The sequence below is a fragment of the Bradyrhizobium aeschynomenes genome (assembly GCF_013178945.1).
In the GTDB taxonomy this organism is placed as follows: Bacteria; Pseudomonadota; Alphaproteobacteria; order Rhizobiales; family Xanthobacteraceae; genus Bradyrhizobium; species Bradyrhizobium aeschynomenes.
Genome location: NZ_JABFDM010000015.1, coordinates 23708 through 46760, shown reverse-complemented (window position 1 = coordinate 46760; position 23053 = coordinate 23708). Strand labels below are relative to the sequence as shown.

Annotated in this window: 26 protein-coding genes and 1 tRNA gene; 13 read left to right on the top strand and 14 right to left on the bottom strand. The window is 65.2% G+C overall.

What is annotated here, in order from left to right; translation table 11 throughout:
• Window positions 1-157: 157 nt before the first annotated feature.
• Window positions 158-610 (bottom strand): VOC family protein, encoded by a 453-nt coding sequence (locus HL666_RS30155; RefSeq protein ID WP_172109123.1) that lies wholly within the window; start codon window positions 608-610, stop codon window positions 158-160.
• A 602-nt stretch (window positions 611-1212) separates the two neighbouring features.
• On the opposite strand from HL666_RS30155, the gene HL666_RS30150 reads away from it, so the two are divergent.
• Window positions 1213-1515: an HU family DNA-binding protein gene (locus HL666_RS30150; RefSeq protein ID WP_172109121.1), complete on the top strand. Its 303-nt coding sequence runs from the start codon at window positions 1213-1215 to the stop codon at window positions 1513-1515.
• Between the two features lie 463 nt (window positions 1516-1978).
• Here the strand turns inward: HL666_RS30150 and HL666_RS30145 are convergent, their stop codons facing one another.
• Window positions 1979-2122 carry a hypothetical protein gene (locus HL666_RS30145; protein WP_172185127.1) on the bottom strand — a complete coding sequence of 48 codons (144 nt, stop codon included), beginning with the start codon at window positions 2120-2122 and terminating at the stop codon, window positions 1979-1981.
• 130 nt (window positions 2123-2252) lie between these two features.
• Between HL666_RS30145 and HL666_RS30140 the strand changes: the two genes are divergently transcribed.
• Window positions 2253-2537 (top strand): hypothetical protein, encoded by a 285-nt coding sequence (locus tag HL666_RS30140; RefSeq protein WP_172185250.1) that lies wholly within the window; start codon window positions 2253-2255, stop codon window positions 2535-2537.
• A 78-nt stretch (window positions 2538-2615) separates the two neighbouring features.
• Here HL666_RS30140 and HL666_RS30135 read toward each other — a convergent pair whose 3' ends face one another.
• Window positions 2616-2780, bottom strand: a complete 165-nt coding sequence (locus HL666_RS30135) for a hypothetical protein (RefSeq protein WP_172109117.1) — start codon at window positions 2778-2780, stop codon at window positions 2616-2618.
• Between the two features lie 344 nt (window positions 2781-3124).
• Here HL666_RS30135 and HL666_RS30130 point away from each other — a divergent pair, with 344 nt between their 5' ends.
• The 3 genes from HL666_RS30130 (at window position 3125) to HL666_RS30120 (ending at window position 5021) form a co-directional block, all read left to right on the top strand.
• Window positions 3125-3886, top strand: a complete 762-nt coding sequence (locus HL666_RS30130; protein WP_172185159.1) for an SIR2 family NAD-dependent protein deacylase — start codon at window positions 3125-3127, stop codon at window positions 3884-3886.
• A gap of 197 nt (window positions 3887-4083) precedes the next feature.
• Window positions 4084-4737 (top strand): cold-shock protein, encoded by a 654-nt coding sequence (locus HL666_RS30125; RefSeq protein WP_172131890.1) that lies wholly within the window; start codon window positions 4084-4086, stop codon window positions 4735-4737.
• Between the two features lie 207 nt (window positions 4738-4944).
• Window positions 4945-5021, top strand: a tRNA-Pro gene (locus tag HL666_RS30120).
• Between the two features lie 277 nt (window positions 5022-5298).
• Here the strand turns inward: HL666_RS30120 and HL666_RS30115 are convergent.
• The 5 genes from HL666_RS30115 to HL666_RS30095 form a co-directional block, all read right to left on the bottom strand.
• On the bottom strand, window positions 5299-6027 hold the full coding sequence (locus tag HL666_RS30115) for an ABC transporter ATP-binding protein (RefSeq protein ID WP_246741662.1): 729 nt from the start codon (window positions 6025-6027) through the stop codon (window positions 5299-5301).
• A 26-nt stretch (window positions 6028-6053) separates the two neighbouring features.
• Window positions 6054-7289, bottom strand: coding sequence for an ABC transporter permease (locus tag HL666_RS30110; RefSeq protein WP_172185157.1), 1236 nt, complete (start codon window positions 7287-7289; stop codon window positions 6054-6056).
• Window positions 7286-8368, bottom strand: a complete 1083-nt coding sequence (locus HL666_RS30105) for an efflux RND transporter periplasmic adaptor subunit (protein WP_172131888.1) — start codon at window positions 8366-8368, stop codon at window positions 7286-7288. The genes HL666_RS30110 and HL666_RS30105 overlap by 4 nt, the downstream gene beginning before the upstream one ends.
• A gap of 36 nt (window positions 8369-8404) precedes the next feature.
• Entirely contained in the window at window positions 8405-8809 is a 405-nt protein-coding gene (locus HL666_RS30100) for a translational machinery protein (RefSeq protein ID WP_172109110.1), read from the bottom strand.
• 138 nt (window positions 8810-8947) lie between these two features.
• Window positions 8948-10147, bottom strand: coding sequence for an OpgC domain-containing protein (locus tag HL666_RS30095; protein WP_172185155.1), 1200 nt, complete (start codon window positions 10145-10147; stop codon window positions 8948-8950).
• Between the two features lie 223 nt (window positions 10148-10370).
• Here HL666_RS30095 and HL666_RS30090 point away from each other — a divergent pair, with 223 nt between their 5' ends.
• Window positions 10371-10676: an ETC complex I subunit gene (locus HL666_RS30090; RefSeq protein ID WP_172109106.1), complete on the top strand. Its 306-nt coding sequence runs from the start codon at window positions 10371-10373 to the stop codon at window positions 10674-10676.
• A 69-nt stretch (window positions 10677-10745) separates the two neighbouring features.
• On the opposite strand, the gene HL666_RS30085 is transcribed toward HL666_RS30090, so the two are convergent.
• On the bottom strand, window positions 10746-11237 hold the full coding sequence (locus HL666_RS30085) for an Lrp/AsnC family transcriptional regulator (RefSeq protein ID WP_172185153.1): 492 nt from the start codon (window positions 11235-11237) through the stop codon (window positions 10746-10748).
• Between the two features lie 12 nt (window positions 11238-11249).
• Window positions 11250-11888, bottom strand: a complete 639-nt coding sequence (locus HL666_RS30080) for a TetR/AcrR family transcriptional regulator (RefSeq protein WP_172109102.1) — start codon at window positions 11886-11888, stop codon at window positions 11250-11252.
• 329 nt (window positions 11889-12217) lie between these two features.
• On the opposite strand from HL666_RS30080, the gene HL666_RS30075 reads away from it, so the two are divergent.
• Genes HL666_RS30075 through HL666_RS30065 form a run of 3 tightly spaced genes read left to right on the top strand, consistent with a single transcriptional unit; the run spans window position 12218 to window position 16771 of the window.
• Window positions 12218-13825, top strand: a complete 1608-nt coding sequence (locus HL666_RS30075) for a carboxyl transferase domain-containing protein (protein WP_172185151.1) — start codon at window positions 12218-12220, stop codon at window positions 13823-13825.
• 2 nt (window positions 13826-13827) lie between these two features.
• Window positions 13828-15834 carry an acetyl-CoA carboxylase biotin carboxylase subunit gene (locus HL666_RS30070; RefSeq protein WP_172185149.1) on the top strand — a complete coding sequence of 669 codons (2007 nt, stop codon included), beginning with the start codon at window positions 13828-13830 and terminating at the stop codon, window positions 15832-15834.
• A 22-nt stretch (window positions 15835-15856) separates the two neighbouring features.
• Window positions 15857-16771 (top strand): hydroxymethylglutaryl-CoA lyase, encoded by a 915-nt coding sequence (locus HL666_RS30065; RefSeq protein ID WP_172185147.1) that lies wholly within the window; start codon window positions 15857-15859, stop codon window positions 16769-16771.
• A gap of 64 nt (window positions 16772-16835) precedes the next feature.
• On the opposite strand, the gene HL666_RS30060 is transcribed toward HL666_RS30065, so the two are convergent.
• From HL666_RS30060 to HL666_RS30050, 3 genes are read right to left on the bottom strand one after another with little or no spacing between them, the layout of a single operon-like run.
• Entirely contained in the window at window positions 16836-18194 is a 1359-nt protein-coding gene (locus tag HL666_RS30060) for a TRAP transporter large permease (RefSeq protein WP_172109094.1), read from the bottom strand.
• Window positions 18191-18736 carry a TRAP transporter small permease gene (locus tag HL666_RS30055; RefSeq protein ID WP_172185145.1) on the bottom strand — a complete coding sequence of 182 codons (546 nt, stop codon included), beginning with the start codon at window positions 18734-18736 and terminating at the stop codon, window positions 18191-18193. Before HL666_RS30055 ends, HL666_RS30060 begins: the two co-directional genes overlap by 4 nt.
• Before the next feature lie 3 nt (window positions 18737-18739).
• The gene (locus HL666_RS30050; protein ID WP_172109090.1) at window positions 18740-19762 is read right to left on the bottom strand and encodes a TRAP transporter substrate-binding protein; all 1023 of its coding nucleotides are present in this window, start codon (window positions 19760-19762) and stop codon (window positions 18740-18742) included.
• A gap of 363 nt (window positions 19763-20125) precedes the next feature.
• Between HL666_RS30050 and HL666_RS30045 the strand changes: the two genes are divergently transcribed.
• The gene (locus HL666_RS30045; protein ID WP_172109806.1) at window positions 20126-20365 is read left to right on the top strand and encodes a pentapeptide MXKDX repeat protein; all 240 of its coding nucleotides are present in this window, start codon (window positions 20126-20128) and stop codon (window positions 20363-20365) included.
• 135 nt (window positions 20366-20500) lie between these two features.
• Here the strand turns inward: HL666_RS30045 and HL666_RS30040 are convergent, their stop codons facing one another.
• Window positions 20501-20854 (bottom strand): DUF6481 family protein, encoded by a 354-nt coding sequence (locus HL666_RS30040; RefSeq protein ID WP_172109088.1) that lies wholly within the window; start codon window positions 20852-20854, stop codon window positions 20501-20503.
• A gap of 326 nt (window positions 20855-21180) precedes the next feature.
• Here HL666_RS30040 and HL666_RS30035 point away from each other — a divergent pair, with 326 nt between their 5' ends.
• The 3 genes from HL666_RS30035 to HL666_RS30025 all read left to right on the top strand — a co-directional run bounded on the left by HL666_RS30035 (window position 21181) and on the right by HL666_RS30025 (window position 22857).
• Window positions 21181-21432, top strand: a complete 252-nt coding sequence (locus HL666_RS30035) for a hypothetical protein (protein WP_172109086.1) — start codon at window positions 21181-21183, stop codon at window positions 21430-21432.
• Window positions 21433-21444: 12 nt separating this feature from the next.
• Window positions 21445-21621, top strand: a complete 177-nt coding sequence (locus HL666_RS30030) for a hypothetical protein (RefSeq protein WP_172109084.1) — start codon at window positions 21445-21447, stop codon at window positions 21619-21621.
• A gap of 591 nt (window positions 21622-22212) precedes the next feature.
• Window positions 22213-22857: a hypothetical protein gene (locus HL666_RS30025; RefSeq protein ID WP_210262309.1), complete on the top strand. Its 645-nt coding sequence runs from the start codon at window positions 22213-22215 to the stop codon at window positions 22855-22857.
• Window positions 22858-23053: the final 196 nt, after the last annotated feature.

Below are 23053 nucleotides of genomic sequence, written 5' to 3'. Positions count from 1 at the left end.
AGAACAGCCACAGCAGAATGATCACCGGGATCGGCACGCCCAACAACCACAGTAGAATTCCACGACCCATCTCGGCCTCCTCATATCCTCTCCGTCAATCGGAGCGACAACGCGAGGGTGGGCTCGATGTTCCGGCCGGATGATGCGGGCGAGCGGCCTACCAATGTCCGGTGTTCGGCATCGACAGCCAGGGCTCGGCGGGCGCCTTCGGCTCGCCTTTCTGCAGCAGTTCAATGGAGTGCAGGTCGGGCGAGCGGACGAAGGCCATGTTGCCGTCGCGCGGCGGCCGGTTGATGGTGATGCCGAGCTTCATCAGCCGATCGCAGGTGGCGTAGATGTCGTCGACCTCATAAGCGAGATGGCCGAAGTACCGATCCTCGCCATAGCTTTCCTCATCCCAATTGTAGGTGAGCTCGACCAGTGGCGCGCCGCGCGTCGGCGGCAGGCTCTTCAGCAGATGTTCATCTTCGGGTGCGCAGAGAAACACCAGCGTGAATCGTCCCTTGTCGTTGTCGATCCGGCGTACCTCCTTGAGGCCCAGCGCATCGGAATAGAATTTGAGCGCGGCGTCGAGATTGCGCACGCGCAGCATGGTGTGAAGATAACGCATCGTTTCTTCTCTCCCTGAACTTGCAGCGGATGATCAACCGCCGCCTATGGACGTCGATCCATAGCAGCAATTGGTTCTTTCGCGCATCACGCCTGTGATCGAGACATGTGGGCCCGCGCCGGATTGTGATCCGCTCGACGCGTAGCTTTACTGGGTTTGCGCGACGGGGTAGCGACCGCGAAATGCTGACGAATCGCTATTTTGGCAGTGATTCGCGGCGACGAATGAACGGCGCGATGCCGCCGCGTGCAGGCTTTTCAGCGCTTTTCGACGCTCATGTGCGGCCAAAATCACGCAGGAGCGTCGAAAATGCCTGGAAATATAGGGGAAAATGAATCGCATGCTCCGTTCGATCGCCATCGCAGCTTGACTTCTTCGCGCTCCGTTGGAATTTTGGCGCCGCTGTGGGTGCTTCGGGGCCCCTTGAAATGCAGGACAATCCCGAAAATCGCGGGGTGATACGCCACCAGACGACTGAAGTCCCGGCTGTGCAATGCAGCCAGAAAGCCCCGACCAGTCTGCGCAGCAATGCGCTGATAGCCGCGCAGTCGTCACGTCATTCATCAGTACCAATCACCCGGTACCAATCACGAGGAGATACGATGGCTACCCAACTTTCCAAGTCGCAGTTGATCGAGAAGATTGCGACCTCCACCGAGCTGTCCAAGCGCGACGTCAAGAACGTCATGGAGACGCTCACCGACGTCGGCCACAAGGAGCTGAAGAAGAACGGCGTGTTCCTCGTGCCGGGCTTCGCCAAGTTCGTCGTCGTCAAGAAGCCGGCCGTCAAGGCGCGCAAGGGCACCAACCCCTTCACCGGCGAAGAGATGATGTTCAAGGCCAAGCCGGCCCGCAAGATCGTGCGCGCACGCCCGGTCAAGGCCGCCAAGGACGCGGTCGCCTGATCCGACCTTCCACGGTTGCCGATCGCGATCAGAGGCTCCCTGAAGAGGGGGCCTCTTTTTTTTTGACGACATGGCCGGGTGGATCCTTGCGGGATCGGTCGACGGCATGGCGCAGCGGCCGAGCTGAAACGACAGCAGCGCCAGCGCGACGGAATATCTTCGTCGCGTGGCGCCACCCTCGAAGACTGGGCCCTGAAATCCCCAGTATTGATGTGTCTTGGGCAGGCACCAGAAGGTTCAAGGCAATTTGTAAAGCCGGATCCGACGCCGCAGCGCAGGCACGAGCGGCAGCCGCAGGCATCCCGCGGGCGAGGGGCGGATGGCAGGTGTTCTCCGCATCATGTGGACAATTCTGCGCATATTGCGCACCAAGCCGTTGATCGGGTGGCGCCAAAGCGGATCGTACCGAGCTGTGGATATGCTGCGGATGACCTGTGGAGGAGCTGGCTGCCTCCGTGTGATGTCAGAGGCCGTCTCCATCCACGCCGGGCACATCGCCGTGGCGCTCCCGCACATCGACGGACGCCGGCGCATGGTGCCGCGAGGCGATCACGACGAAGCCGCCATAGCCGATGATGTTGAACAGAAGTTCCAGCCAAGACGCCATGTCCGCTCCACCTTGACCCCACAAAACGTCCGGGGAGGGTCTTCGGTTCCCACAGTCACGGCACCCTCAGCTGCAACCAATTCGCTGCCGACTGCGTTGTTTGGACGCATTTGAATTGGAGGTCATCATGCTGAGAAAGACATTGGCTGTTCTGGCGACAGCAGGCGCCGTCGCTGCCACCGCACTGGCCACGCCCGCGCCCGCACAGGCGCGCGGCCTTGGACCCGGGCTCGCATTCGGCCTCGCGGCGGGAGCGCTGACCGCGGGCGCGATCGCGGCCTCGCATCCCTATTACTATGGCCCGGGCTATGGCTACTACGGTTACGGCCCGCGTTACGCCTATGGACCCGGTCCGTATGCCTATTACGGCGCCCCCTACTATCATCGCCGTCACTACTGGCGTCATCACTGGTAAGCGCGAGCGCCGGAGATGAGAAGAACAGCCCGGACGGCACTGCCTCCGGGCTTTTCTTTCATCCGCACGCAAGGCTCGCTATTCGGCAGCCTCGCCGCGCTGGGCTTTGCGCCAGGCTTGCCGCGCATATTCCTCGCGCTCGCGCGCGAACCTCTCTTGTGTCGACTTGAATCGCGCAATCCTTGCCGTGATCTCGGCACGCTCCTGGGTGCGCCGATCGTCCTGCGTCTCTTTCTGGGCCACGGATCCTCTCTGCTCCGGTCGCTATCCGGCGAAACGAGCCATGAGACGCGTGACAAACTTCCTGGCGAATCGCTGGCGCGATGTGGATGCCTGATTGCGGCGTGATTGCGGAGAGCCCGCCCGGTCGCGCAACGTCGATGGCTTGGCTGGGGAGAGCAGGGGCGGGATGCCGTCTCACGGGAGAATCCGATGTTCGAGACTCGTTCCGCTTGCAGCGCGATGCTGAAGAGTTCCGGCGCTCGGGTGGCTCAACGACGCAGGAGCGGCGCCGGACCGGGCAGTCCCGAACGTGCTAGGAAGGGGAAGAAAATGATGCCAACCGAGATGCATCGGAGCGGCCGCTGATGATTGCGTCCAATCTGCAGGACGGCGTGAACCGCCTGGGCGACATGATCGCGGGCGCGAACGTCATCGTCCCGTTTACGGGGGCGGGCATCTCGACCGAGACCGGCATCCCCGACTTCCGCTCCCCGGGCGGGCTGTGGACGCGCAACCGCCCGATCCATTTCGACGAGTTCGTTGCCAGCCAGGATGCGCGGGACGAGGCGTGGCGGCGACGCTTCGCGATGCAGGAGACATTTGCCGCGGCGCGGCCCGGCCGGGGCCATCATGCTCTCGCCTCACTCTATCGTGCCGGCAAGATTCCGGCGGTCATCACCCAGAACATCGACAACCTGCATCAGGACTCCGGCTTCGCCCCCGATCATGTCATCGAGCTGCACGGCAACACCACCTATGCGCGCTGCATCGGATGCGGGCAGCGCTATGAGCTCGACTGGGTGCAGCGGCGCTTCCAGACCGGTGGCGCCGCGCCCGATTGTCCGGAATGCGCCGAACCGGTGAAGACGGCGACGGTCTCGTTCGGTCAGGCGATGCCCGAGGCTGAGATGCGGCGCGCGACCGAGCTTGCGCAGCATTGCGATCTGTTTCTCGCCATCGGTTCATCGCTGGTGGTGTGGCCGGCGGCCGGCTTTCCATTGATGGCAAAGCAGGCGGGCGCACAACTCGCGATCATCAATCGGGAACCGACCGATCAGGACGACGTTGCAGACCTCGTCATTCGCTTCGACATCGGTGAAGTGCTCGGACCATTCGTCCGTAATTGAACGGAAATTGATGCATTTTTGTCGGCAAGTCTGTTCATATGCCTCACTGAATCCGATTTTTGTCTATGCGCGGCACGAGGGAATGTTATCTTTGATTCGAGAGATTCGCGTGACTCGTCGAGGGTATAAGTGATGAGCACGCGCAGGGCGCCGTTGCAGGGGTGGCGGCTCACAATTCATCTGTGAGGTCCGGGGTTATGGGGTCGGACGGATTTGAGTCCAAGAAGCTTGGGGGCCCGGTTGCTGGTGTTACTACACCAAGCCGGCTCGGGGCTGACTATCAGAGCGGTGCCGCGCGCGACTCGGCAATCGATGCGCTGGCTGGTCTAGGCGAGAACCTCGTCGAAATCAGCGGCGTCATCAAATGGTTCGATGCCTCGAAGGGATACGGCTTCATCGTTCCCGACAATGGCTGGCCGGATGTTCTGCTGCACGTCACGGTGCTCAGGCGGGACGGCTACCAGACCGCCTATGAGGGGGCCCGTCTGGTGGTTGAATGCGTCCAGCGCGCCAAGGGCTACCAGGCCTTCCGCATCGTCTCGATGGACGAGTCGACGGCGATCCATCCGGCGCAGATGCTGCCGCCGCGCACCCACGTCACGGTGACGCCGACCAGCGGGCTGGAGCGGGCTCAGGTTAAGTGGTTCAACCGCCTGCGCGGTTTCGGCTTCGTGACCTGCGGCGAGGGGAGCCCGGACATCTTCGTCCATATGGAGACCCTGCGCAGGTTCGGCATGACCGAGTTGAGGCCCGGCCAGTGGGTGCTGGTTCGCTACGGGCCGGGCTCGAAGGGCATGATGGCGGCCGAGATCCATCCCGAGACGGGATCTCCGGCGCTGTCCTCGCACTGAGCGAGGCGCATCTGGCCGAGTTCGCAGAGCCCCGGGTTCGGGGCTTTGTCATTCCTGGAGGTCGTCAGGCACGCCATTCTTTGCCTCTGCCGCTTCCCTGCCGAAGCGACTGGGCCCGGTCCTTGGATGCCGCTGTCCGCGGTCTTGCTGCCGGGGCCGTGACCGTGTAGTGACCTAGTCCTTCCGGGACGGTGGTCCTGAGGACATCGGGGTATAGCGCAGCCTGGTAGCGCGGCAGTTTTGGGTACTGCAGGTCGTTGGTTCGAATCCAGCTGCCCCGACCAATTCCCGTGCGGCTGGGTCTGCCCGGACGCAGCAAGCAGCGTGCGGCTTGCCGTCCCGAGACTCACGATGATGGGGACACCGGGGAGGGACGTCGCTCCGGGGGGCGACGTCGAGCGGCACAAGCGATCGATGCGCGGCTTTACAAAAAAATCCGGATGCTCCCGCAGCGGCAAGACCCGGGAGCATCCGAAGTGGTGCGGGTGAATCCGGGGAAGGAACATCCGCCAGCCCTCACATCATCTGAATCCGAAACACGCGTCTTTGCGCTAAATCAAATCAACGGCTTGGGGCTTGTCCGGCTGAACCTGCCGAATCTCCTGGCGGGATTGATGCACCGAGAGCTCGGTGCGTCAGCTCGTCCTGCGCCAGCCGACCATCGATGATGTGCACGCGCCGTTGCATCTGGGCGGCGAGGTTGAGGTCGTGGGTCACGGCCACCACCGTCTTGCCCCTGATCAGGACCAGATCGCGCAGGATGCCGAACACCTGCGCGGTCGCAGCGGTGTCGAGACTTCCGGTCGGCTCGTCGGCGAGGATCACGGGCGGGTCGTTGGCGAGGGCACGCGCGACCGCCACGCGCTGGCGCTGGCCGCCTGACAGCTTGTCCGGCGTCTTGCGCAGATGGTCGGCAAGACCGAGCGAGGTAAGCAGCTCCTCGGCGCGTTGGCTGATCGCGCGCGGCGACAGCCGGCCGAGCGCGCGCATCGGCAGGGCGACGTTCTCCGCGATCGAGAATTCCGGCAGCAGGAAATGAAACTGGAAAACGAAGCCGAGCCGCGACAGCCGCACCTCGGCCCGGTCCTCCTCGCTCATGGCCGTTGTCGAACGCCCGTCGATCAGCACGTCGCCGCGGCTCGGCAAATCGAGCAGGCCGAGGAGATAGAGCAGGGACGACTTGCCCGATCCGGACGGGCCCGTGATGGCGATGAACTCACGCGGCGCGATCGCCAGATCGATGTCGGCGACCAGTGTCACGGGCACTTCGCCCGGCAGCACCTTGGTCATCTTGCGCGCTTCGATCAGTGGCGGACTCACGTCGCGCCCCGAATGATGTCGACCGGATGCAGACGCGCCGCGGCGCGGGCCGGGAAGTAGCCAGCGACGAGGCTCGAGACCAGCGCGACGGCGCCGGCAAGCAGATAGTGTTTCAGCGAATACAGCACCGGCAGGTGGTTGTAGTCGGAGAACGGCGTCTTGAACTCGAGCGAGGCAAGCCCGCGGGTCAGGAGATAACCGAACACCCAGCCGAGGGCGGCGCCGGTCAGGCCGATGAGCAGCGCCTCGACGATGAAGATGGCGCGAATGGTCCGGTCGCGGAAGCCGAGCGATTTGAGGATCGCGATGTCGCGGGTCTTCTCATGGGTGATTGTGGAGATGATGTTGTAGGTGCCGAAGCTCGCCACCAGCAGGATGGCGCCGACGATCGTGTACATCAGTATGTTGCGCAGCGTGATCGCCGACAGCAGATCCTCCTGCGCCTCCTGCCAGGAAATCGCCTTGTAGCCGGTCTGCTCGCCGATGCGCTCGCTGATCAGCCGCGCCTGCATCGGATCATTGGTGCGGATACGGATTTCGTTGATGATGCCGGTCTGGCGCTCCAGGATCTGCGCGGTACGCAACAGCACGTAGCCGGTGGTCTCGTCGGTGGCTCGGAAGCCGGAATGGAAGGTGCCGGCCACGGTGGCGTTCATGCTCACGCCCTGGGCCGAGGCGAGGGTGAGGTTGGAGTTCACCCGCGCACCGATCTTGGCCGCAAGCCGGTCGCCGAGCAGGATCGCGTGCGAGGAGCGATACAGGGAATTGAGGTTGCCCTGGCGCATGTGGCTGGCCAGCGTCGACACCTCGCGCTCGGTATGCGGGTCGATGCCGATGATCGAGACGGTCAGATTGCGGCCGGCGTAGCGCAGCACGGCCTTGGATTGCACCGACGCCGTCAGCGCGCCGGGGACCCAGCTCTGCAACGAGGCGATGGTCGCCATCGGGTTCTTGATGCCGGGGCGGCGCACGTTCGGGATCAGGCCGTGGAATTCGGCTGCCGCAAAGACCCTATCCGCCGGCTGCCGGCTCGGCCGGCGCAGCTCGTCGGTGATCGAGATGTGCGGTAGGGCGTCGACCAGGGTGCGGATGAAGTCGTCCTGCGATCCCTCCATCATCGCGGCCATCATCACCGAGAACGCCACGCCGGTCATGACGCCGGCGATCGCGACCAGGGTCTGCCGGGCGCGGTGGCGCACATGGGTCCAGGCGATGCTGAGGACGAGCTTCATGGCAGTGCGGTCTCGGCCTGCGGCCGGACGCGTTCACCGTCTCTGATGTCGGCGGTCGCCGGCGATGCCACCAGCTCGCCCTCCTGTGCGCCCTCCACGATCTCCACGGCCGCGGCGCCGCGGATGCCGATCCGGACCTTGCGCCGGTGCACCCGGTCGTCCGCGATCACCAGCAGGCTGTTGCTCACCACCGCATTGGCTGGGGCGAGCAGCACGTCCGCCTTCTCGCGGCTGACGATGTTGGCCTCCACGCTCATGCCGACCCGCAGCGGCGTGTCGTCGGGCAGGCCGATCCGGACCCGGAACGTCTTGGCGACGGGATCCCCGGCCGGCGTGATCTGCTTCACCGTGCCGGCCAGGGCCTGATTGCCGAACGCATCCGTGCGCAGCAGCACCTTCTGGCCGACCTGGACGCGGGGGATGTCCTCCTCGTTGACATCGGCCACGACCCAGAGCGGCTTCTCCAGGCCGACGCGGTAGAGGATGGTGCCGGGATCGACCATGTCGCCGACCTCGCCATCCTCCTTGAGGACGACGCCGTCCATCGGCGCGACCAGCTTGTAGTAGTCGAGGCGCTGGCTTTGCGCCGCGATCTGGGCGCGGATGCGGGCGAGGTCGCTCTCTGAGCGCTGATAGGATTGCGAGGTCGCGGCGCCCCGGGCCAGCAGCTGCGATTGCCGCTCGAATTCGTGGCGCTGGAAGTCCTCCTGTGCGCGCAGATCGTTCAAGGTGGCCTGCGCCTCCTTGTCGTCGAGCCGCGCCAGGAGGTCGCCGGCCTTCACTTGCCGCCCCTCGCAGCGGCAGCGCTCGACAATGCGGCCGCGCACCAGGGGCGTCGTCCGCGACCACGTCTCCGGCTCGACCGCGCCGGTCGCATAAACGATCTCGGCCGCCGTGCCGCGGGTGATGCGCGTTGTGGTGATGACAGGTCCGCGCAGCCACCACGCAGCCAAGCCGGCAAGGGCAGCCAGCAGCAGGATGATCGAGATCAGCCCGGACCAGGGGACGCGACGCCGGCCGTGATGAGCGTCCGGCGTAACGTTGATGGCGTTGGCATCGTCCGGCGTCAGCATGTCCATGATCGAGCGGACCCTGCGACGGGACGACGGCGCAATTTAGCCCGCAGTGCCCGTCGCCACGCGCGGCGGCGCCATCTTGAAGTGCTGCTTGGCATAGGCGACGATCTGGCGATCGGTCGGATGATCGGCTGCTTCGACGGCGACGATGCGCTTTCCAACCGCAGGATGCTTCTCGTGCAGGTACTTGGCAAGCTCCGTCTTGGCGCTGGCCGGACCGATGATCAGGATCTCACCGGCGTCGTTGAGCGCGTGGGCGATCTCCTCGAGGAAATGCTTGTCGGGAGCGGCGTGGCCGCTGCCGATCGCGTTCGCCTTGTGATGCAGATGCTTGGTCTGCAGATGCGGATGCAGCGTCAGCTCGTCGGAGCCGGTAAGGCCGATATGGAACAGCTTGGCCTCGCTGTGATCGAGCCACACGACGGCATGGAAATGGGTCGACATGATCTGGTCCTTGTCAGCAAACTCGTCAGCAAGACGCCGCGCTGCAATCGGCGCGCTCGCGGAAAGCGCGCGCTGCGGATGCGGCATCTCTTGTGCTGCGGACCTTAGCGGGCCCGGCTCGAGGGCCCTTGATGCAGGTCAACCGACGGGCCGCTCACCGATACGCCCCTCGACGCCGCCTGAAGCCGGTGCGGCAGGCTTCGCGGCCGCCGGCTTCGGCAGCGGCTTGTCCTGCCGCTTCGACCACGAGATGTAATAGGCCACCGTCGTCATGATCGCGATGCCGGCCGCGCTGACCAGGATCTGTGCCAGCAGCGAGCCCGAGCTCAGCATGAGCGTGAAGTGTCCGATGAAGGACAGGAACACGCCGACGCAGAACACCGCGAGCGACTGCTGGCCGCATACGACCAGCGGATCGAAGCCCTTCCATTCCAGCCCGGGCCATTCCTTGGGCACGAAGCGGATGACCAGGATCACGATCACCACGAAATGCAGGAAGCGGTACGGCGCGAGATTGGTCTTGTCGTTCGGGTTGAACGCCGAGTACAGCCAGTGCGGCATCATCGTGCCGTAGTCCGGGAAGCGGCCCGCCATCGTCATGATCAGCGCGAGCAGCAGATAAGCGAGGCAGAAATAGAGTGTCGCGGGCGCCATGATGATGCCCATCGAACGGCGGGCGCCGCCGAGCGCGCACCAGGAGCCGAACACGAACAGCACCTGCCAGCAATACGGATTGAAGTACCAGGTGCCGGCCGGATAGGCGGCGAAATTCCAGCCCATCTGGCGCGCCACGAGCCACAGCACGATCGAGGCGATCATCGTCAGATCCGGCTGGCGCAGCATCATCCACAGCACCGGCGGGAAGAACCCCATCAACACGATATAGAGCGGCAGAACGTCGAGATTGACCGGCTTGAACTTCAGGATCAGGCCTTGCGCAAGGGTATCGCTGGCATGGTCGACGAGGCCTGCGACGTTGAACTCGTCGATGATCTCGGACACGCCGAACCGTGTCGCCAGATAGCTGATGGCCACGATGTAGATCACGAACAGCACGATGTGGGCGACGTAGAGCTGCCACACGCGCTTGGTCAGGCGCGTTGCGCCGACGATGAAGCCGCGGTCGATCATCATCCGAGCATAGACGAACGAGGCGGTATATCCGGAGATGAAGACGAACAGGTCGGCGGCGTCGCTGAAGCCGTAATTCCGGGTCGTGATCCAGTTCACCACATTGTCGGGGATGTGGTCGAGATAGATCGCCCAGTTGGCGATTCCGCGAAACAGGTCCAGCCGAAGGTCGCGCCCCCTCTCGGGCAGCGTGGCATTGATTTTCATGGCCGCTTCAACGCGCTGTTTTGAATGAGGAACGTTTGGGAGCAGGAGGCGCCGTGGCAGTCGACCGAGATTGTCACGGGACGGCAGAATGACTATACGGAGCACGATAGACGGTCACATCCAGGATGGGAATCACCGTTCCGTGCTGAAGGTTGCGTGTACCCCATCCCGGCCGTTTCCGCCAAACGCCTGACGACCGCAGCTTCCAGGGGCTCTTCCAGCCATGACCGCACGCATTTTCAAGCCGGCCAAGAACGCCATGCAATCCGGGAAGGCCAAGACCCGGGACTGGCAGCTGGATTACGAGCCGGAGCAGCCCCGCGCGGTCGAGCCGCTGATGGGCTGGACGTCCTCGTCGGACATGAAGCAGCAGCTGACCCTGCGTTTCGACAGCAAGGACGAGGCGATTGCTTATTGCGAGCGCAAGGGCATTCCCTACCAGGTGATCGAGCCGAAGGAGCCGGTGAAGCGGCAGATCGCCTATGCCGACAATTTCTCGTTCCGCCGCGGCGAGCCTTGGACGCACTGATCCTCGCGCACTGATCCTCGCGCCCTGATTCCGGCGGACCGGCCGGACGGCCTGCTGTGCCCTCGAGGCTCAGCCGGGCGCGTCATCGCCGCGGCCGGGGATCGGCAGGGGCTCGTCTTTGGACTGGCCGAGCGACGGAAAGCTTCGGATCGCGCGGACGCCGGGCAGGGCGGCAAACTGGCGCAGCTGCCGGCTCATCCCCTCGACCCCGGTCGAGACGCATTTCAGCAGGAAATCCGCGTCTCCCGAGATCCGCCAGCATTGCTGGACCCAAGACAGCGGCATGATCGCGGCCTCGAATGCTCCCAGCGCTGTCTGGTGCTGGCTCTCCAGCTGAATCGTCACGAAAGACACGACCTCATAGCCCAGCCGCCGCTCGTCGATGGTGGCGCGGATCGCCTTGATCACGCCGCTGCTGCGCAGCGCGCGGACGCGGCGCAGACAATTCGGATGGGAGATGCCGACACGGTCGGCGAGCTCGTTGATGCGGATGCGGCCGTCGGCCTGCAGCTCCCGGAGGATCCTGCGGTCGATCTCGTCGAGGTCGGGGCGCTCCGTCATCGCCGCCTTTGCCTATTCCGTCTTGATGCCGTCGCGGCCGCTCGGCGATGGCTTTGCGCTCCGCGGCATGACGCCGGACAACACGAGCTTTTCATGGGCGGCGATGATCGCATCCTTGGTCAGCCGGCCTCCCGGACGATACCAGCTGCACAGGCCCGTGAGCAGCGCGATGATGGCAAAGGTCGCGACCTGGACGTCGTCGACGTCGAACACGCCTTCCGCGACGCCATCGGTGAGGATCTCGGCGAGCCGCTGCTCATACGCGCCGCGCAGTGCCACCACCGCCTCATAGTTGCGCGGGTCGAGGCTGCGCAGCTCCGAATTGGCGATGAAGACCTCGCGCTTCCTGGTCATGTGATAGCTGACGTGGAAGGCGACGAAGGCCCTGAGACGTTCGACCGCACCCTCCTTGTCGCGCAGCGCCGTCTCGAGCTCGCGCAGAAGATCGTTGATGTGGTCCTGGATCAGGTCCGCCAGCAGCTCCTGCTTGGTGCTGATGTGATTGTAGAGAGAGCCGGGCTGGATGCCGACCTCGGCGGCGAGCTGGCGCAGGCTCATGGCCTCGTAGCCATGCTGGAAGATCAGCCGCAGGCCGGCCTTGCGGATCGCCTCCATCGTGGTCGGACCATGGGACCCGATCGTGCGCGCCATCTCAGCCTCGCCCGGCCGTCCTGCGGGCGTCGATTTGGAGAGCCCGACGCGATCGGCTTTCGTCGCTGACGTATGAAAACATTCGTTTTCTCAATAGGCTGCCATTCTGTTTGGATCATACAACAATCCGCTTGAGAATAGAATTTAAAAACGTATGATCGTTTAATTCGAGAACGACGGACGGCCCTCTGATGGCCGCAGACGGGCAGGGAGGACAGGATGCCGGCAAAGATGGTACACCCGTGCTCGCGGCGGTCGCTCCGGCCGCGCGTGTCCTGACGCGTGCTCCTACGGCTTTCCAATCGGCCCCAGCAACGAAGACGCCGGTCATGACGCTTCATTCCACGATCGATCCCTCATCCTCCGATTTTGCACGTAACGCCGACGCCATGCGGGCCCTGGTCGCCGATCTGCGAACCAAGCTCGCGCAGGTGTCCGAAGGCGGCGGCGAGGCCTCGCGCAAGCGGCATCTGTCGCGCGGCAAGATGCTGGCGCGCCAGCGCGTCGACCTGCTGCTCGATCCCGGCACCGCGTTTCTGGAGCTGTCGCCGCTGGCCGCTCACGGGCTCTATGGCGGCGACGTGCACTCGGCCAGTATCGTCACCGGCATCGGCCGCATCGCGGGGCGCGAATGCATGGTCGTCGCCAACGATGCCACCATCAAGGGCGGCACCTACTACCCGATGACGGTGAAGAAGCATCTGCGCGCCCAGGACATCGCGCGGCAGAACAATCTGCCCTGCGTCTACATGGTCGATTCCGGCGGCGCATTTCTGCCGCTGCAGGACGAGATCTTTCCCGACGAGCGGCATTTCGGCCGCATCTTCTTCAACCAGGCGCAGATGTCGGCGGCGGGTATTCCGCAGATCGCGATCGTGATGGGCTCCTGCACGGCGGGCGGAGCCTACGTGCCGGCGATGTCCGACGAGAGCATCATCGTGCGCAATCAGGGCACGATCTTCCTCGGCGGCCCGCCGCTGGTGAAGGCCGCCACCGGCGAGGTCGTCAGCGCCGAGGAACTCGGCGGCGCCGACGTGCATTCGCGCCAATCCGGCGTCACCGACCACTACGCCCAGAACGATGCCCATGCGATCGGCATCGCGCGCCGCATCGTCGGCACCTTGAAGCCGCCGGGCGTGCGCACCGCGCTCAACATGCGCGATGTGCGCGAGCCGCGCTATCAGGCCGAGGAGATCTACGGGGTGGTGCCGGTCGACGGCCGCAAGCCGTTCGATGTCCGCGACATCATCGCGCGGGTGGTCGACGGCTCGGAGTTCGACGAGTTCAAGAAGCTGTACGGCCAGACGCTGGTGTGCGGCTTCGCCCACATCTTCGGCTATCCCGTCGGCATCATCGCCAACAATGGCATCCTGTTCAGCGAGAGCTCGCTGAAGGGCGCGCACTTCATCGAGCTGTGCTGCCAGCGCAACATCCCGCTGGTCTTCCTGCAGAACATCACCGGCTTCATGGTCGGGAAAAAATACGAGGCCGGCGGCATCGCCCGCGACGGCGCCAAGCTGGTGACGGCAGTCGCGACCGCCTCGGTGCCGAAGTTCACCGTCGTGATCGGCGGCTCCTACGGCGCTGGCAATTACGGCATGTGCGGCCGCGCCTATGCGCCGCGCTTTCTGTGGATGTGGCCGAACGCCCGCATCTCGGTCATGGGCGGCGAGCAGGCGGCGATGGTGCTGAGCCAGGTCCGCCGCGACGGCATCGAGGCCAAAGGCGAGAGCTGGTCATCGGAAGAGGAAGAGAAATTCCGCAGCCCCATCCGCGCGCAATATGAGGCGCAGGGCAATCCATACTACGCAACGGCGCGGCTGTGGGACGATGGCGTGATTGATCCCGCCGACACCCGCCTCGTGCTTGGTCTCGGATTGTCGGCTGCCGCCAATGCCCCGGTCGAGCCGACCAAGTTCGGCCTGTTCAGGATGTGATCATGGCTCGTCCCGGATTGTATCGTCGTTTCCACAAGCTTCTGATCGCCAACCGCGGCGAGATCGCCGTGCGCGTCATCCGCAGCGCCCGCGCGATGGGATTGAAGACCGTCGCCGTCTATTCCGAGGCCGATCGCAGTGCGCTGCACGTTGCACTCGCCGACGAAGCGGTGCTGCTCGGGCCGGCGCGCGCCCGTGACTCCTATCTCAACATCGAGCGGCTGATCGAAGCGGCCCGGCAGACCGGCGCCGAGGCCGTCCATCCCGGTTACGGCTTCCTGTCCGAAAGCGCCGAGTTCGCGCAGGCCTGTCTCGACGCGGGGCTCGTCTTCGTCGGTCCGACCGCCGCGATGATCACCGCGATGGGCTCGAAATCCGGCTCCAAGTTCCTGATGGAGCAGGCTGGCGTCCCGCTGGTGCCCGGCTATCACGGCGAAGCACAGGACGCGCCGACGCTCGCCAACGAGGCCGCGCGGATCGGCTATCCCGTGCTGATCAAGGCGTCCGCCGGCGGTGGCGGCCGCGGCATGCGCGTGGTGCATGCTGCGGGCGATCTCGCCGATGCGGTCACCAGCGCCAAGCGCGAAGCCAAGGCCGCGTTCGGTGACGACCGGGTGCTGATCGAGAAGTTCGTCGAGAATCCACGCCACATCGAGGTGCAGATCGTCGGCGACAGCCACGGCAATCTTGTCTCGCTGTTCGAGCGCGAATGCACGCTGCAGCGCCGGCATCAGAAGGTGATCGAGGAGGCGCCGTCGCCGACGCTGACGCCGGCGCAGCGCGAGGCGGTGTGCGCGGCCGCGCGCCGCGCGGCGGGGGCGGTCAACTATGTGGGCGCCGGCACGATCGAGTTCGTCTCCGACGGCCGCGACGTGTTCTTCATCGAAATGAACACGCGTCTCCAGGTCGAGCATCCCGTCACCGAACTGATCACGGGCGTCGATCTCGTCGAATGGCAACTGCGTGTTGCGTTTGGCGAGCAGCTACCGCTGACTCAGGACCGGATTCCTCTGAACGGGCATGCGATCGAGGCCCGTGTCTACGCCGAGAACCCTGCCAAGAACTTCATGCCCTCGGTCGGCACCATCAAGACCTGGCGGACTCCGGCGGAGACCGGTGGCTTGCGCATCGACGCCGGCTATCGCGAAGGCGATGCCGTGTCACCCTATTACGATGCCATGCTGGCCAAGATGATCGCCTGGGCGCCGACGCGGGACGTGGCGATCGAACGGCTCAATCGCGGCCTCGAGGACACGGACGTTCGTGGGATCGTCAGCAACATTCCGTTCCTCTCGGCGTTGCTGACCCATCCCGACGTCGCGGCCAATGCGATCGATACCGGCTTCATCGAGCGTCACCTGACGCGTTTGACGGAGGCCGGCGCTACGGCCGGCGATCTCGAGCTCTGCGCTGCCGTCGCCGCCATTCTCATCGAGGAGCAGAAGATCGCCGCGGCGGAGCGGGGCTCGCCATGGCGCGCCTCCGGCTGGATGCCTGTCGGGCTGCGGCAGCGCGTGTTCTCGTTGCGCCAGGGTACAGGCAGCGAGCCGCGCACGATCACGCTGGGCTATGGTCCGGGCGCACAGACCTTGACGATTGAGGACCGCGTGAGCTCATTCTCGGCCATTCCGACCGAGGATGGCGGCTTCGACCTTGTACGCGACGGTGTCAAATCCCATGTGGTGGCCGTCATCGAAGGGCACGAACTGTATCTCCGCACCCGCAATGGCCGCTTCGACTTGCATTGGGTCGATCCGTTCGGCGGCGATGACGAGGAGCAAAGCGGCGAGGACAAGATCGTTGCGCCGCTGCCGGGGACGGTGGTGGCCTTGCTGGCGCAGGAGGGGGCCGAGCTGGAGAAAGGCGCGGCAATCCTGACGCTGGAGGTGATGAAGATGGAGCAGACCTTGCGTGCCCCCTTCGCCGGTCGGCTCAAGGCGATCAAGTGCAAGGTCGGCGACATCGTGCAGGAAGGCGTCGAACTGGCGGAGGTCGAACCCTCCGCCTGATCCTCCAACAAAAGAGGGCAGCATGAGCGAGAGCGTGCGCATCATCGAAATGGGCCCGCGCGACGGCCTGCAGAACGAGAAGACGCAGGTCAGCGTCGCCGACCGCATCGCCTTCGTCCGCGCGCTGGTGGACGCCGGCCTGACCACCGTCGAGGTCGGCGCGTTCGTCTCGCCCAAGGCGATCCCGCAGATGGTGGGCTCGGACGAGGTCATGCGCAGCGTGGCGGCGCTGCCCGGCGAATTCCACGTGCTGGTGCCCAACGTGAAGGGCTACGAGGCCGCGCATGCTGCCGGCGCCAAGGTGATCTCGGTGTTCACAGCGGCCTCGGAGAGCTTCTCCCGCGCCAACATCAACTGCGGAATCGAGGAGTCGCTGGAGCGGTTCAAGCCGGTGATCGCGCACGCCAAGACCGACGGCATCAAGGTGCGCGGCTACGTCTCCTGCGCGCTCGGCTGTCCCTATGAAGGCGAGATCAAGCCGCAGGCGGTGGCCGATGTCGCCAAGGCGTTGTGGGACCTCGGCTGCTACGAGGTCTCGCTCGGCGACACGATCGGCGTCGGCACGCCGCTCAAGGCCAAGCAGATGCTGCGTGCGGTCTGCGACGACGTCCCTGTGTCGCATCTGGCGATGCACTTCCACGACACCTACGGGCAGGCGCTGGCCAACCTCTATGCTGGCCTGGAGGAGGGAGTCCGCGTGATCGACGCCGCCGCCGGCGGCCTCGGCGGCTGCCCGTTCGCACCGGGCGCGACGGGGAATGTCGCGACCGAAGACGTCGTCTACATGCTCGAAGGGATGGGCATCCGCACCGGCGTCGACATGACGAAGCTCTTGGCGGCTACCAATGAGATGAGCCGGCTGCTCGCCCGCCCGCCGGTCAGCCGTGTCGCTGCCGCGCTGAATGCAAAACAAAAGCGAGTAGCGAATGGCGAGTAGCGAATGGGCGAGGCCTACCGGATCGTCCCTATTCGCTACTCCCTAGTCGTCATTCGCCGCCGCGTCAGCGGCTGAGATCCGGCCCCATCACCAGGTCCGGCAGCGCGGTCGAGATCTGCGGCACGAAGCAGAGCAGCACCACCGCGGCCATCATCAGCAGCACGAAGGGCAGGGTGCCCCAGATCACCTCGCGCAAGGGGATGTCGGGAGCGACGTTGCGGATGACGAAGATGTTCAGGCCCACCGGCGGGTGGATCAGGCCCATCTCCATCACGATCGTCATAACGACGCCGAACCAGATGATGTCGAAATTCGCCGCCCGCAGCGGCGGCAGGATGATCGGCGCGGTCATCAGGATGATCGACACCGGCGGCAGGAAGAAGCCGAGCACCACCACCATCAGCAGGATCGCGAACAACAGTTCCCAACGCGGCAGATGCAGCGATACGATGTACTCCGCCACGGATTGCGAGATGTGCAGGTAGCTCATCACGTAGGAGTACAGCAGCGACATGCCGATGATCAGCATCAGCATGGTCGATTCCCGCAAGGTCGCCTTCATGATCGGCGCGAGATCGGCCGGGCTCCAGACCTGGTAGATGATCGCAATCAGCACCAGCGCGAGGATGCCGCCGAGGCCGGCCGTCTCCGACGGCGTGGCGAAGCCGCCGTAGAGTGCGACCATGACGCCGGTCAAGAGCAGCACGAACGGGATCACGCGGGGCAGCACCGAGAAGCGCTGCGCCATCGTGAAGTCGTCCTTGGTCAGGATGTCTGACCAGGCGCCGGACTTCTCATAGGCGACCTTGGCCCGGGCGTATTCCTGGCGAAAGCGCACCACCGCGTAGACGCCGAACAGGGTGACCAGCAGAAGTCCCGGGCCGATGCCGGCCAGGAAGAGACGGCCCAGCGATTTCTCGGCGGCGATTGCGAACAGGATCATCGTGATCGAGGGCGGCAACAGAATGCCGAGCGTGCCGCCGGCGGCGATGATGCCGGCCGCGAAGCCGCCGGAATAGCCGCGCTTGCGCATCTCGGGGATGCCGGCCGAGCCGATCGCCGAGCAGGTGGCGGGCGAGGATCCGGCCATCGCGGCAAACAACGCGCAGGCGAACACGTTGGCGACGCCGAGGCCGCCGGGAACGCGATGCAGCCAGGCATGCAGCGCCGAGTAGAGATCCTGGCCGGCGCGGGAGCGGCCGATCGCGGCACCCTTGAGGATGAACAGCGGGATCGACAGCAGCGTGATCGAGGCCATTTCCTCGTAGACGTTCTGCGTGACCGTATCGAGCGATGCCGTCGGCATGTAGATCGCCATGAACACCACAGCGACGGCGCCGAGCGCGAACGCGATCGGCATGCCCGCGAACATCGCAAACAGGGTGGAAAGCCCGTAAGCGACTCCAATTCCGAATACGCTCATCGACGGGCTCCGGTCAGCGGCGACACGATCTGCAGCAGCATCTGAATGCACAGCAGGCTCATGCCGGCGGCCATCAGGCCGTACGGAATCGCGAGCGGCGGCGACCACATCGAGTTGGACACCTGGCCATCGACCCAGGCCTCGTGGGTCAGCGTCCAGGACTTCCAGGTGAAGAAGGCGCAAAACAAAAAGCTCGCGACATCGACCAGCCAGAGCCTGATCTTGTTGGCGAGCGGCGACATCAGGCCGACGAACGCCTCGATGCTGACGTGACCGCGATGCTCCTGCACATAGGCCGCGGTCATGAAGGTGGCGCCGACGAGCAGGAACACGGCGGCCTCGTCCTGCCAGTAGTTGGCGGCCTTGAACAGCGCACGGCCGGCCACGCTGTAGCTGAGGATGACGCAGGCCGCGACCAGTGCGATCGCGGCGAGAACGACGATGATGCTGTTGAGCAGCGAGATCACACGCTGAAGCGGCGCCAGCGGTCCGCTGGCGCCGGTGACCGGCGATGCCTCGCTATCGGAGACGGGCGCGTGCATCAATCAGGCCGCGACGTCGGAGGCGAGCTTGAGGAGCTTGGCGCAGTTCGCCGACTTGCCGCCATAGTCCTTCCAGGCGGTGTCGCGGGCGATGTCGCGCCATTTGTTGACGGTCTCGGCGTCGAGTTCGGCAACCTTGGCACCGGCCTTTTCATAGACCTTGGCGACCTCGATATCGTCCTCCTGCGCGCCCTTGCGCCCGAACGCTTCCATCTCTGCGCCGACGGCGAGCAGGATGTCCTGCTGGTTCTTCGGCAGCTTGTCGAACGAGGCCTTGGACATCATCAGCGGCTCGAGCATGAACCAGTACGACGCCTTGGCGCCGGAGGTCAGGGCCTTCGAGACCTCCTCCAGGCGGAACGAGATCAGGCTGGTCGACGACGTGATGCCGGCATCGCAGGCGCCGGTCTGCATCGCGGTGTAGATCTCGTTCGAGGGAACCGAAAGCACGGACGCGCCGGCGGTCTGCAGCACCATGTCCATCTCGCGCGAGCCGCCGCGCACCTTCATGCCCTTTGCATCGTCGGGCGTCACCAGCGGACGCGAGCGGCTGGCGACGCCGCCGGCCTGCCAGACCCAGCTCAGCAGAATGATGCCTTTGTCGGCGAGGAAGTCGCTCAGCATCTTGCCGACCGGCTCGTTCTTCCAGCGCATGCCCTGGTCATAGGTGGTGACAAGGCCCGGCATCAACGCGATGTTGGTCTCGGGAACCTCGCCGCCGGCGTAGGGCATGGGGTAAAGACTGATATCGAGCGCACCCTTCCGCATCGCCGAAAACTGCGCCACCGTCTTGATGAGCGACGAGTTCGGGTAGATCTCGGTGGCGATCTCGCCGCCGGAACGCTTGGCCACTTCCTCGGAGAACACGCGGCAGAGCCGGTCGCGGAAGTCGCCTTTGTCGATGGTTCCACCGGGGAACTGATGCGAGATTTTCAGCGTCGTTGCGGCCTGGGCGGTTCCCGTTCCAAAGCGCAGGATGGCCGGCGCAGCGAGCGCGGAGGCGATGATATGGCGTCGTGAGAGCATGAGACTTCCCCTGGACAACTTCTGATTGGGTTCCCGACCGGGTTCGCTGGCCTGCTGATTATTAGCCAAACCGCCGGAATTACCTCTAGCCGAACTATACAGTTGGTTCGAGTTCAAATGCAGGGGAAGCGACATATTGCTGCGGCGCAAATGTCAGCCTCTGAGTCCCGTGCAGCGGTTGCACTAACATCGGCCTGCCTGGGCGAAATTGTGTCGACGTTCCAAACATCGCCAAACTCGAATCAAAATTGATCGACGGAAATAATTCCGAGCGCCCGTAACAACCGCTCTGTTTGCATCGTCGAGATGGGTGAGCGGCGCATTGATCGCCGTCCAACCCCGCACCTCGAAGGAGCGACCATCATGACCTCTCGCAACCGCCTCATCCTCGCTTTGTCTGCCGCTGCCGTCGCGTTCAGCGTCGCTGCGGCGCCGGCCGCTTTTGCGGATGACAAGATGGGCAAGGACGACGGGATGAAGAAAGGGGCGATGTCCCACGACGGCATGAAGAAGGACACGATGGCCAAGGACGGCATGAAGAAGGACGATGCCATGTCCAAGGACGGAATGAAGAAGGACGACGGGATGATGAAGAAGAACTGATTCGGCCCATCCCCGTCGGGCCCGAGTCCCTGTCAGGCTCGAATCCCTGTCAGGCTCGAGGCTTGGTCTGGAGGCCAAGCCGGAAACATCGACGAGGGCGCCGTGGCGAGCAGCTCGCCACGGCGCCCCGCACGCTTACTTCTTCTTTCCGCGCGCCTTGCGCGCGGCGTAGCGCGCATCGCGCTTGGCCTTCTGCTCGGCTTCCATCTCGGCCAGGCGGGCGGCCTCTTCTTCGGCTTCGCGGGCAAGCCGCGCGGCCTCGGCCGCCTTCGCCTCCTCCTCGAGCCGCTTCTGCTCGGCCTTCGCGACCTCGCGCTCGAGCCGCTGCTGCTCGCGGCGGGCGGCGGCAGCTTCGCGCTCCTGCCGGCGCTTCACGACTTCGGGATCGTCCGGCCCGGGCTGCGCCTTGAACTTCTGCACGATGCTCTGGCGGGCCTGCTGTGCGGCCTTCTGCCGGTCGGCAAATCCAGGTTCCTTGAATCCTCTCATGGAGACGTCGTCACTTCGCTATTTGGGTGTTCGGTCAGGGTGTGGTCGGTCAGGGGCTGTGTGCGCCACCCGGCAGGTCGTCCACGGTCGTGTGAACAGGAGCGAAGGCCAGCGCGAGGCCGTGTGTATAGGATCGCATGCGTCGATGACAAATGCTTTATCGCCGCTCCTCCACATCGGTCATGCCCCACGCTTGCATGCTGTACGCCCAGCGCTATGTAAACATTCCCCGTCACGCTGACGAAGGTCAGCCGGATGTGAATTGCCTCACACCCCACGGGCACTGGCGCACCGCCCGGGTGCGACGTCCAACGGAGTTTACCGGCATGACCTCTGTATTTCGGGGGCGCGGGCGCATCGCGCTCGCCCTCGCGCTTGTGGGCCTCGTGATCAGCGCATGCGTCATGACTGCGGTCCTCGCCCGTCCCACGCCGGTGCCGCCCGGCGTGCTCGGCGCGGAATGGGAATGCGGGCAGATCTTCTGGGTGACGAGCTGCACCCGGATCGCGCCGGTCACGCCGGCTTCGCGTCAGCACCAGGAGCCCCACGGCGCGGCGGCCGACCAGCGCTCGGCCTAGGCACGTCATCGCATGGGTGGACAGGACGAGGGCAGCGGCCGCGGAGGCGCAATCGCAGCGCTGGTGTTCGCAGCAGTTATGGTCGGTTTCGGCCTCTGGCTGGCGCACAGCCTTACGGCCGCGAGCAAGATGCAGGATTGCCTGATGTCGGGGCGGAGCAATTGCAACGTCATCACGCCGGAGCGCTGAGGACGGTGGCCCCCGATTACGCAGCACCGAATGCGGCATCGGCTGCAGCCCGATCATCGCCCGCTGCGCATCGGCTCGACCGGGCGATCGCGGCGGCGAATCAGGGCGCTTTTCGCGTATCCTGATCGTGGCCGAGGGAACTCGCCGCAAAATTGTCGCGATTTGATCGGTTTGTCGCGCAGAATGTGGTGCGGCCGAGAGGTTCGGCGCAGCGTCCAGCCGGAGATCGGCAAGCCACCGCCCTGGCCACGACAGCAGAGTTGGCGGGCGAGCGAGGGGTAGGGAAGCATGACGTCGTTCGATCAAACCAGATTCTGGCTGCCGGCCTTGGCGATCCTCACGGCCGTGGCATGGCCTGCCGCCGGAAACGCCCAGGGTCCCGGCCCGGACCAGGCCGGCCCGGGCCATCCTCCGCAGGGCCGCCCGCCAGGTGTCATCCGCCAGGGGCAGGGTGGTCAGCCGGCCGGTCAGCCCCAGGCGCAGCAGGGGCCACGCCAGGGCGCTATGCAAGGGGCTGTCCAGGGGCACATCCCAACGCCGAGCCAAGGTCCGGTGGCAGGACAGCCGGGTGGACCGGCGCCGCGCGTCGCCATGCCGCCCCAGCCTCGTCCAGCGGCACCCGTCGCGCAACAGCAGGGGCGCCCTCCGGGCGCCGGCTATGACCGTGGCCATGGCTACGCTCCCGGGCCCGGCCCCGCGGCCGCGGGCCGGAGCCCCGACGCCCGATATGCGCGCGGCGGCATCGCCGTGCGGGACTATGGCGGGCAATCCTATCGGGGCCGGCTCGGCTGGGAAGGCGGCCGCTGGCGTCACGAGGTGCACAATGGGCGCCGCGGCTGGTGGTGGGACGTGGGCGGCGTCTGGTATTATTATGACGAGCCGATGGACGGACCGCCGACCTACGTGTCCGAGGACTACGCCGACGACGTCGTCTATGCGCCGGCCGCAGCCTATCGCGCGCCGCCGGCGGTCGAATACGAACCCGCGCCCCCGCCGGCCGATCCGGATCCTGCCGCCAGCGCGCTCGGCGGCGCCATCATCGGTGGCGTCCTCGGCGGCATCCTGACCGGCAAGGCCGGCGGCGCAGCCGCAGGCGCCGTGCTCGGTGGCGCCACCGGAGCGATCGCGGGCGCGACCGCAGCGTCCCGGCCGGGTTATTATCTGTCGCAGGGCAATTGCTACTATCGCTACCCGTCGGGAGAGTACGTCGCGGTCGATCCGCGCTCCTGCTACTAGACCGGTCCTGATCGCCGAGGCGCTGCAAGCCGGCGCTCTCGGAGATGCCGCCGGGCAGAACCGCGCGGCGTCGGGCTGCGCGGCGTTCGCCGGCCGGCGAAGCCTGACGATGTTGGACCGCAGCGAGGCTCCGCAAAGGTCCGGGGCGGGATTGGGAACGAATCCTGATACGCTCCGCTTCATTGCTCGTCCGAGG

Excerpts from the sequence above, each read along its gene's own strand:
- HL666_RS30050 (WP_172109090.1), bottom strand. The coding sequence starts at position 19,762 with ATGCTCTCACGACGCCATATCATCGCCTCCGCGCTCGCTGCGCCGGCC.
- HL666_RS30145 (WP_172185127.1), bottom strand. The coding sequence starts at position 2,122 with ATGGCGTCTTGGCTGGAACTTCTGTTCAACATCATCGGCTATGGCGGC.
- HL666_RS30055 (WP_172185145.1), bottom strand. The coding sequence starts at position 18,736 with ATGCACGCGCCCGTCTCCGATAGCGAGGCATCGCCGGTCACCGGCGCC.
- HL666_RS30040 (WP_172109088.1), bottom strand. The coding sequence starts at position 20,854 with ATGAGAGGATTCAAGGAACCTGGATTTGCCGACCGGCAGAAGGCCGCA.
- HL666_RS30085 (WP_172185153.1), bottom strand. The coding sequence starts at position 11,237 with ATGACGGAGCGCCCCGACCTCGACGAGATCGACCGCAGGATCCTCCGG.
- HL666_RS30065 (WP_172185147.1), top strand. The coding sequence starts at position 15,857 with ATGAGCGAGAGCGTGCGCATCATCGAAATGGGCCCGCGCGACGGCCTG.
- HL666_RS30080 (WP_172109102.1), bottom strand. The coding sequence starts at position 11,888 with ATGGCGCGCACGATCGGGTCCCATGGTCCGACCACGATGGAGGCGATC.
- HL666_RS30070 (WP_172185149.1), top strand. The coding sequence starts at position 13,828 with ATGGCTCGTCCCGGATTGTATCGTCGTTTCCACAAGCTTCTGATCGCC.
- HL666_RS30125 (WP_172131890.1), top strand. The coding sequence starts at position 4,084 with ATGGGGTCGGACGGATTTGAGTCCAAGAAGCTTGGGGGCCCGGTTGCT.
- HL666_RS30105 (WP_172131888.1), bottom strand. The coding sequence starts at position 8,368 with ATGGACATGCTGACGCCGGACGATGCCAACGCCATCAACGTTACGCCG.
- HL666_RS30095 (WP_172185155.1), bottom strand. The coding sequence starts at position 10,147 with ATGAAAATCAATGCCACGCTGCCCGAGAGGGGGCGCGACCTTCGGCTG.
- HL666_RS30030 (WP_172109084.1), top strand. The coding sequence starts at position 21,445 with ATGGGTGGACAGGACGAGGGCAGCGGCCGCGGAGGCGCAATCGCAGCG.
- HL666_RS30150 (WP_172109121.1), top strand. The coding sequence starts at position 1,213 with ATGGCTACCCAACTTTCCAAGTCGCAGTTGATCGAGAAGATTGCGACC.
- HL666_RS30130 (WP_172185159.1), top strand. The coding sequence starts at position 3,125 with ATGATTGCGTCCAATCTGCAGGACGGCGTGAACCGCCTGGGCGACATG.
- HL666_RS30090 (WP_172109106.1), top strand. The coding sequence starts at position 10,371 with ATGACCGCACGCATTTTCAAGCCGGCCAAGAACGCCATGCAATCCGGG.
- HL666_RS30115 (WP_246741662.1), bottom strand. The coding sequence starts at position 6,027 with ATGACCAAGGTGCTGCCGGGCGAAGTGCCCGTGACACTGGTCGCCGAC.
- HL666_RS30155 (WP_172109123.1), bottom strand. The coding sequence starts at position 610 with ATGCGTTATCTTCACACCATGCTGCGCGTGCGCAATCTCGACGCCGCG.
- HL666_RS30025 (WP_210262309.1), top strand. The coding sequence starts at position 22,213 with ATGCCGCCCCAGCCTCGTCCAGCGGCACCCGTCGCGCAACAGCAGGGG.
- HL666_RS30035 (WP_172109086.1), top strand. The coding sequence starts at position 21,181 with ATGACCTCTGTATTTCGGGGGCGCGGGCGCATCGCGCTCGCCCTCGCG.
- HL666_RS30060 (WP_172109094.1), bottom strand. The coding sequence starts at position 18,194 with ATGAGCGTATTCGGAATTGGAGTCGCTTACGGGCTTTCCACCCTGTTT.
- HL666_RS30045 (WP_172109806.1), top strand. The coding sequence starts at position 20,126 with ATGACCTCTCGCAACCGCCTCATCCTCGCTTTGTCTGCCGCTGCCGTC.
- HL666_RS30110 (WP_172185157.1), bottom strand. The coding sequence starts at position 7,289 with ATGAAGCTCGTCCTCAGCATCGCCTGGACCCATGTGCGCCACCGCGCC.
- HL666_RS30075 (WP_172185151.1), top strand. The coding sequence starts at position 12,218 with ATGACGCTTCATTCCACGATCGATCCCTCATCCTCCGATTTTGCACGT.
- HL666_RS30100 (WP_172109110.1), bottom strand. The coding sequence starts at position 8,809 with ATGTCGACCCATTTCCATGCCGTCGTGTGGCTCGATCACAGCGAGGCC.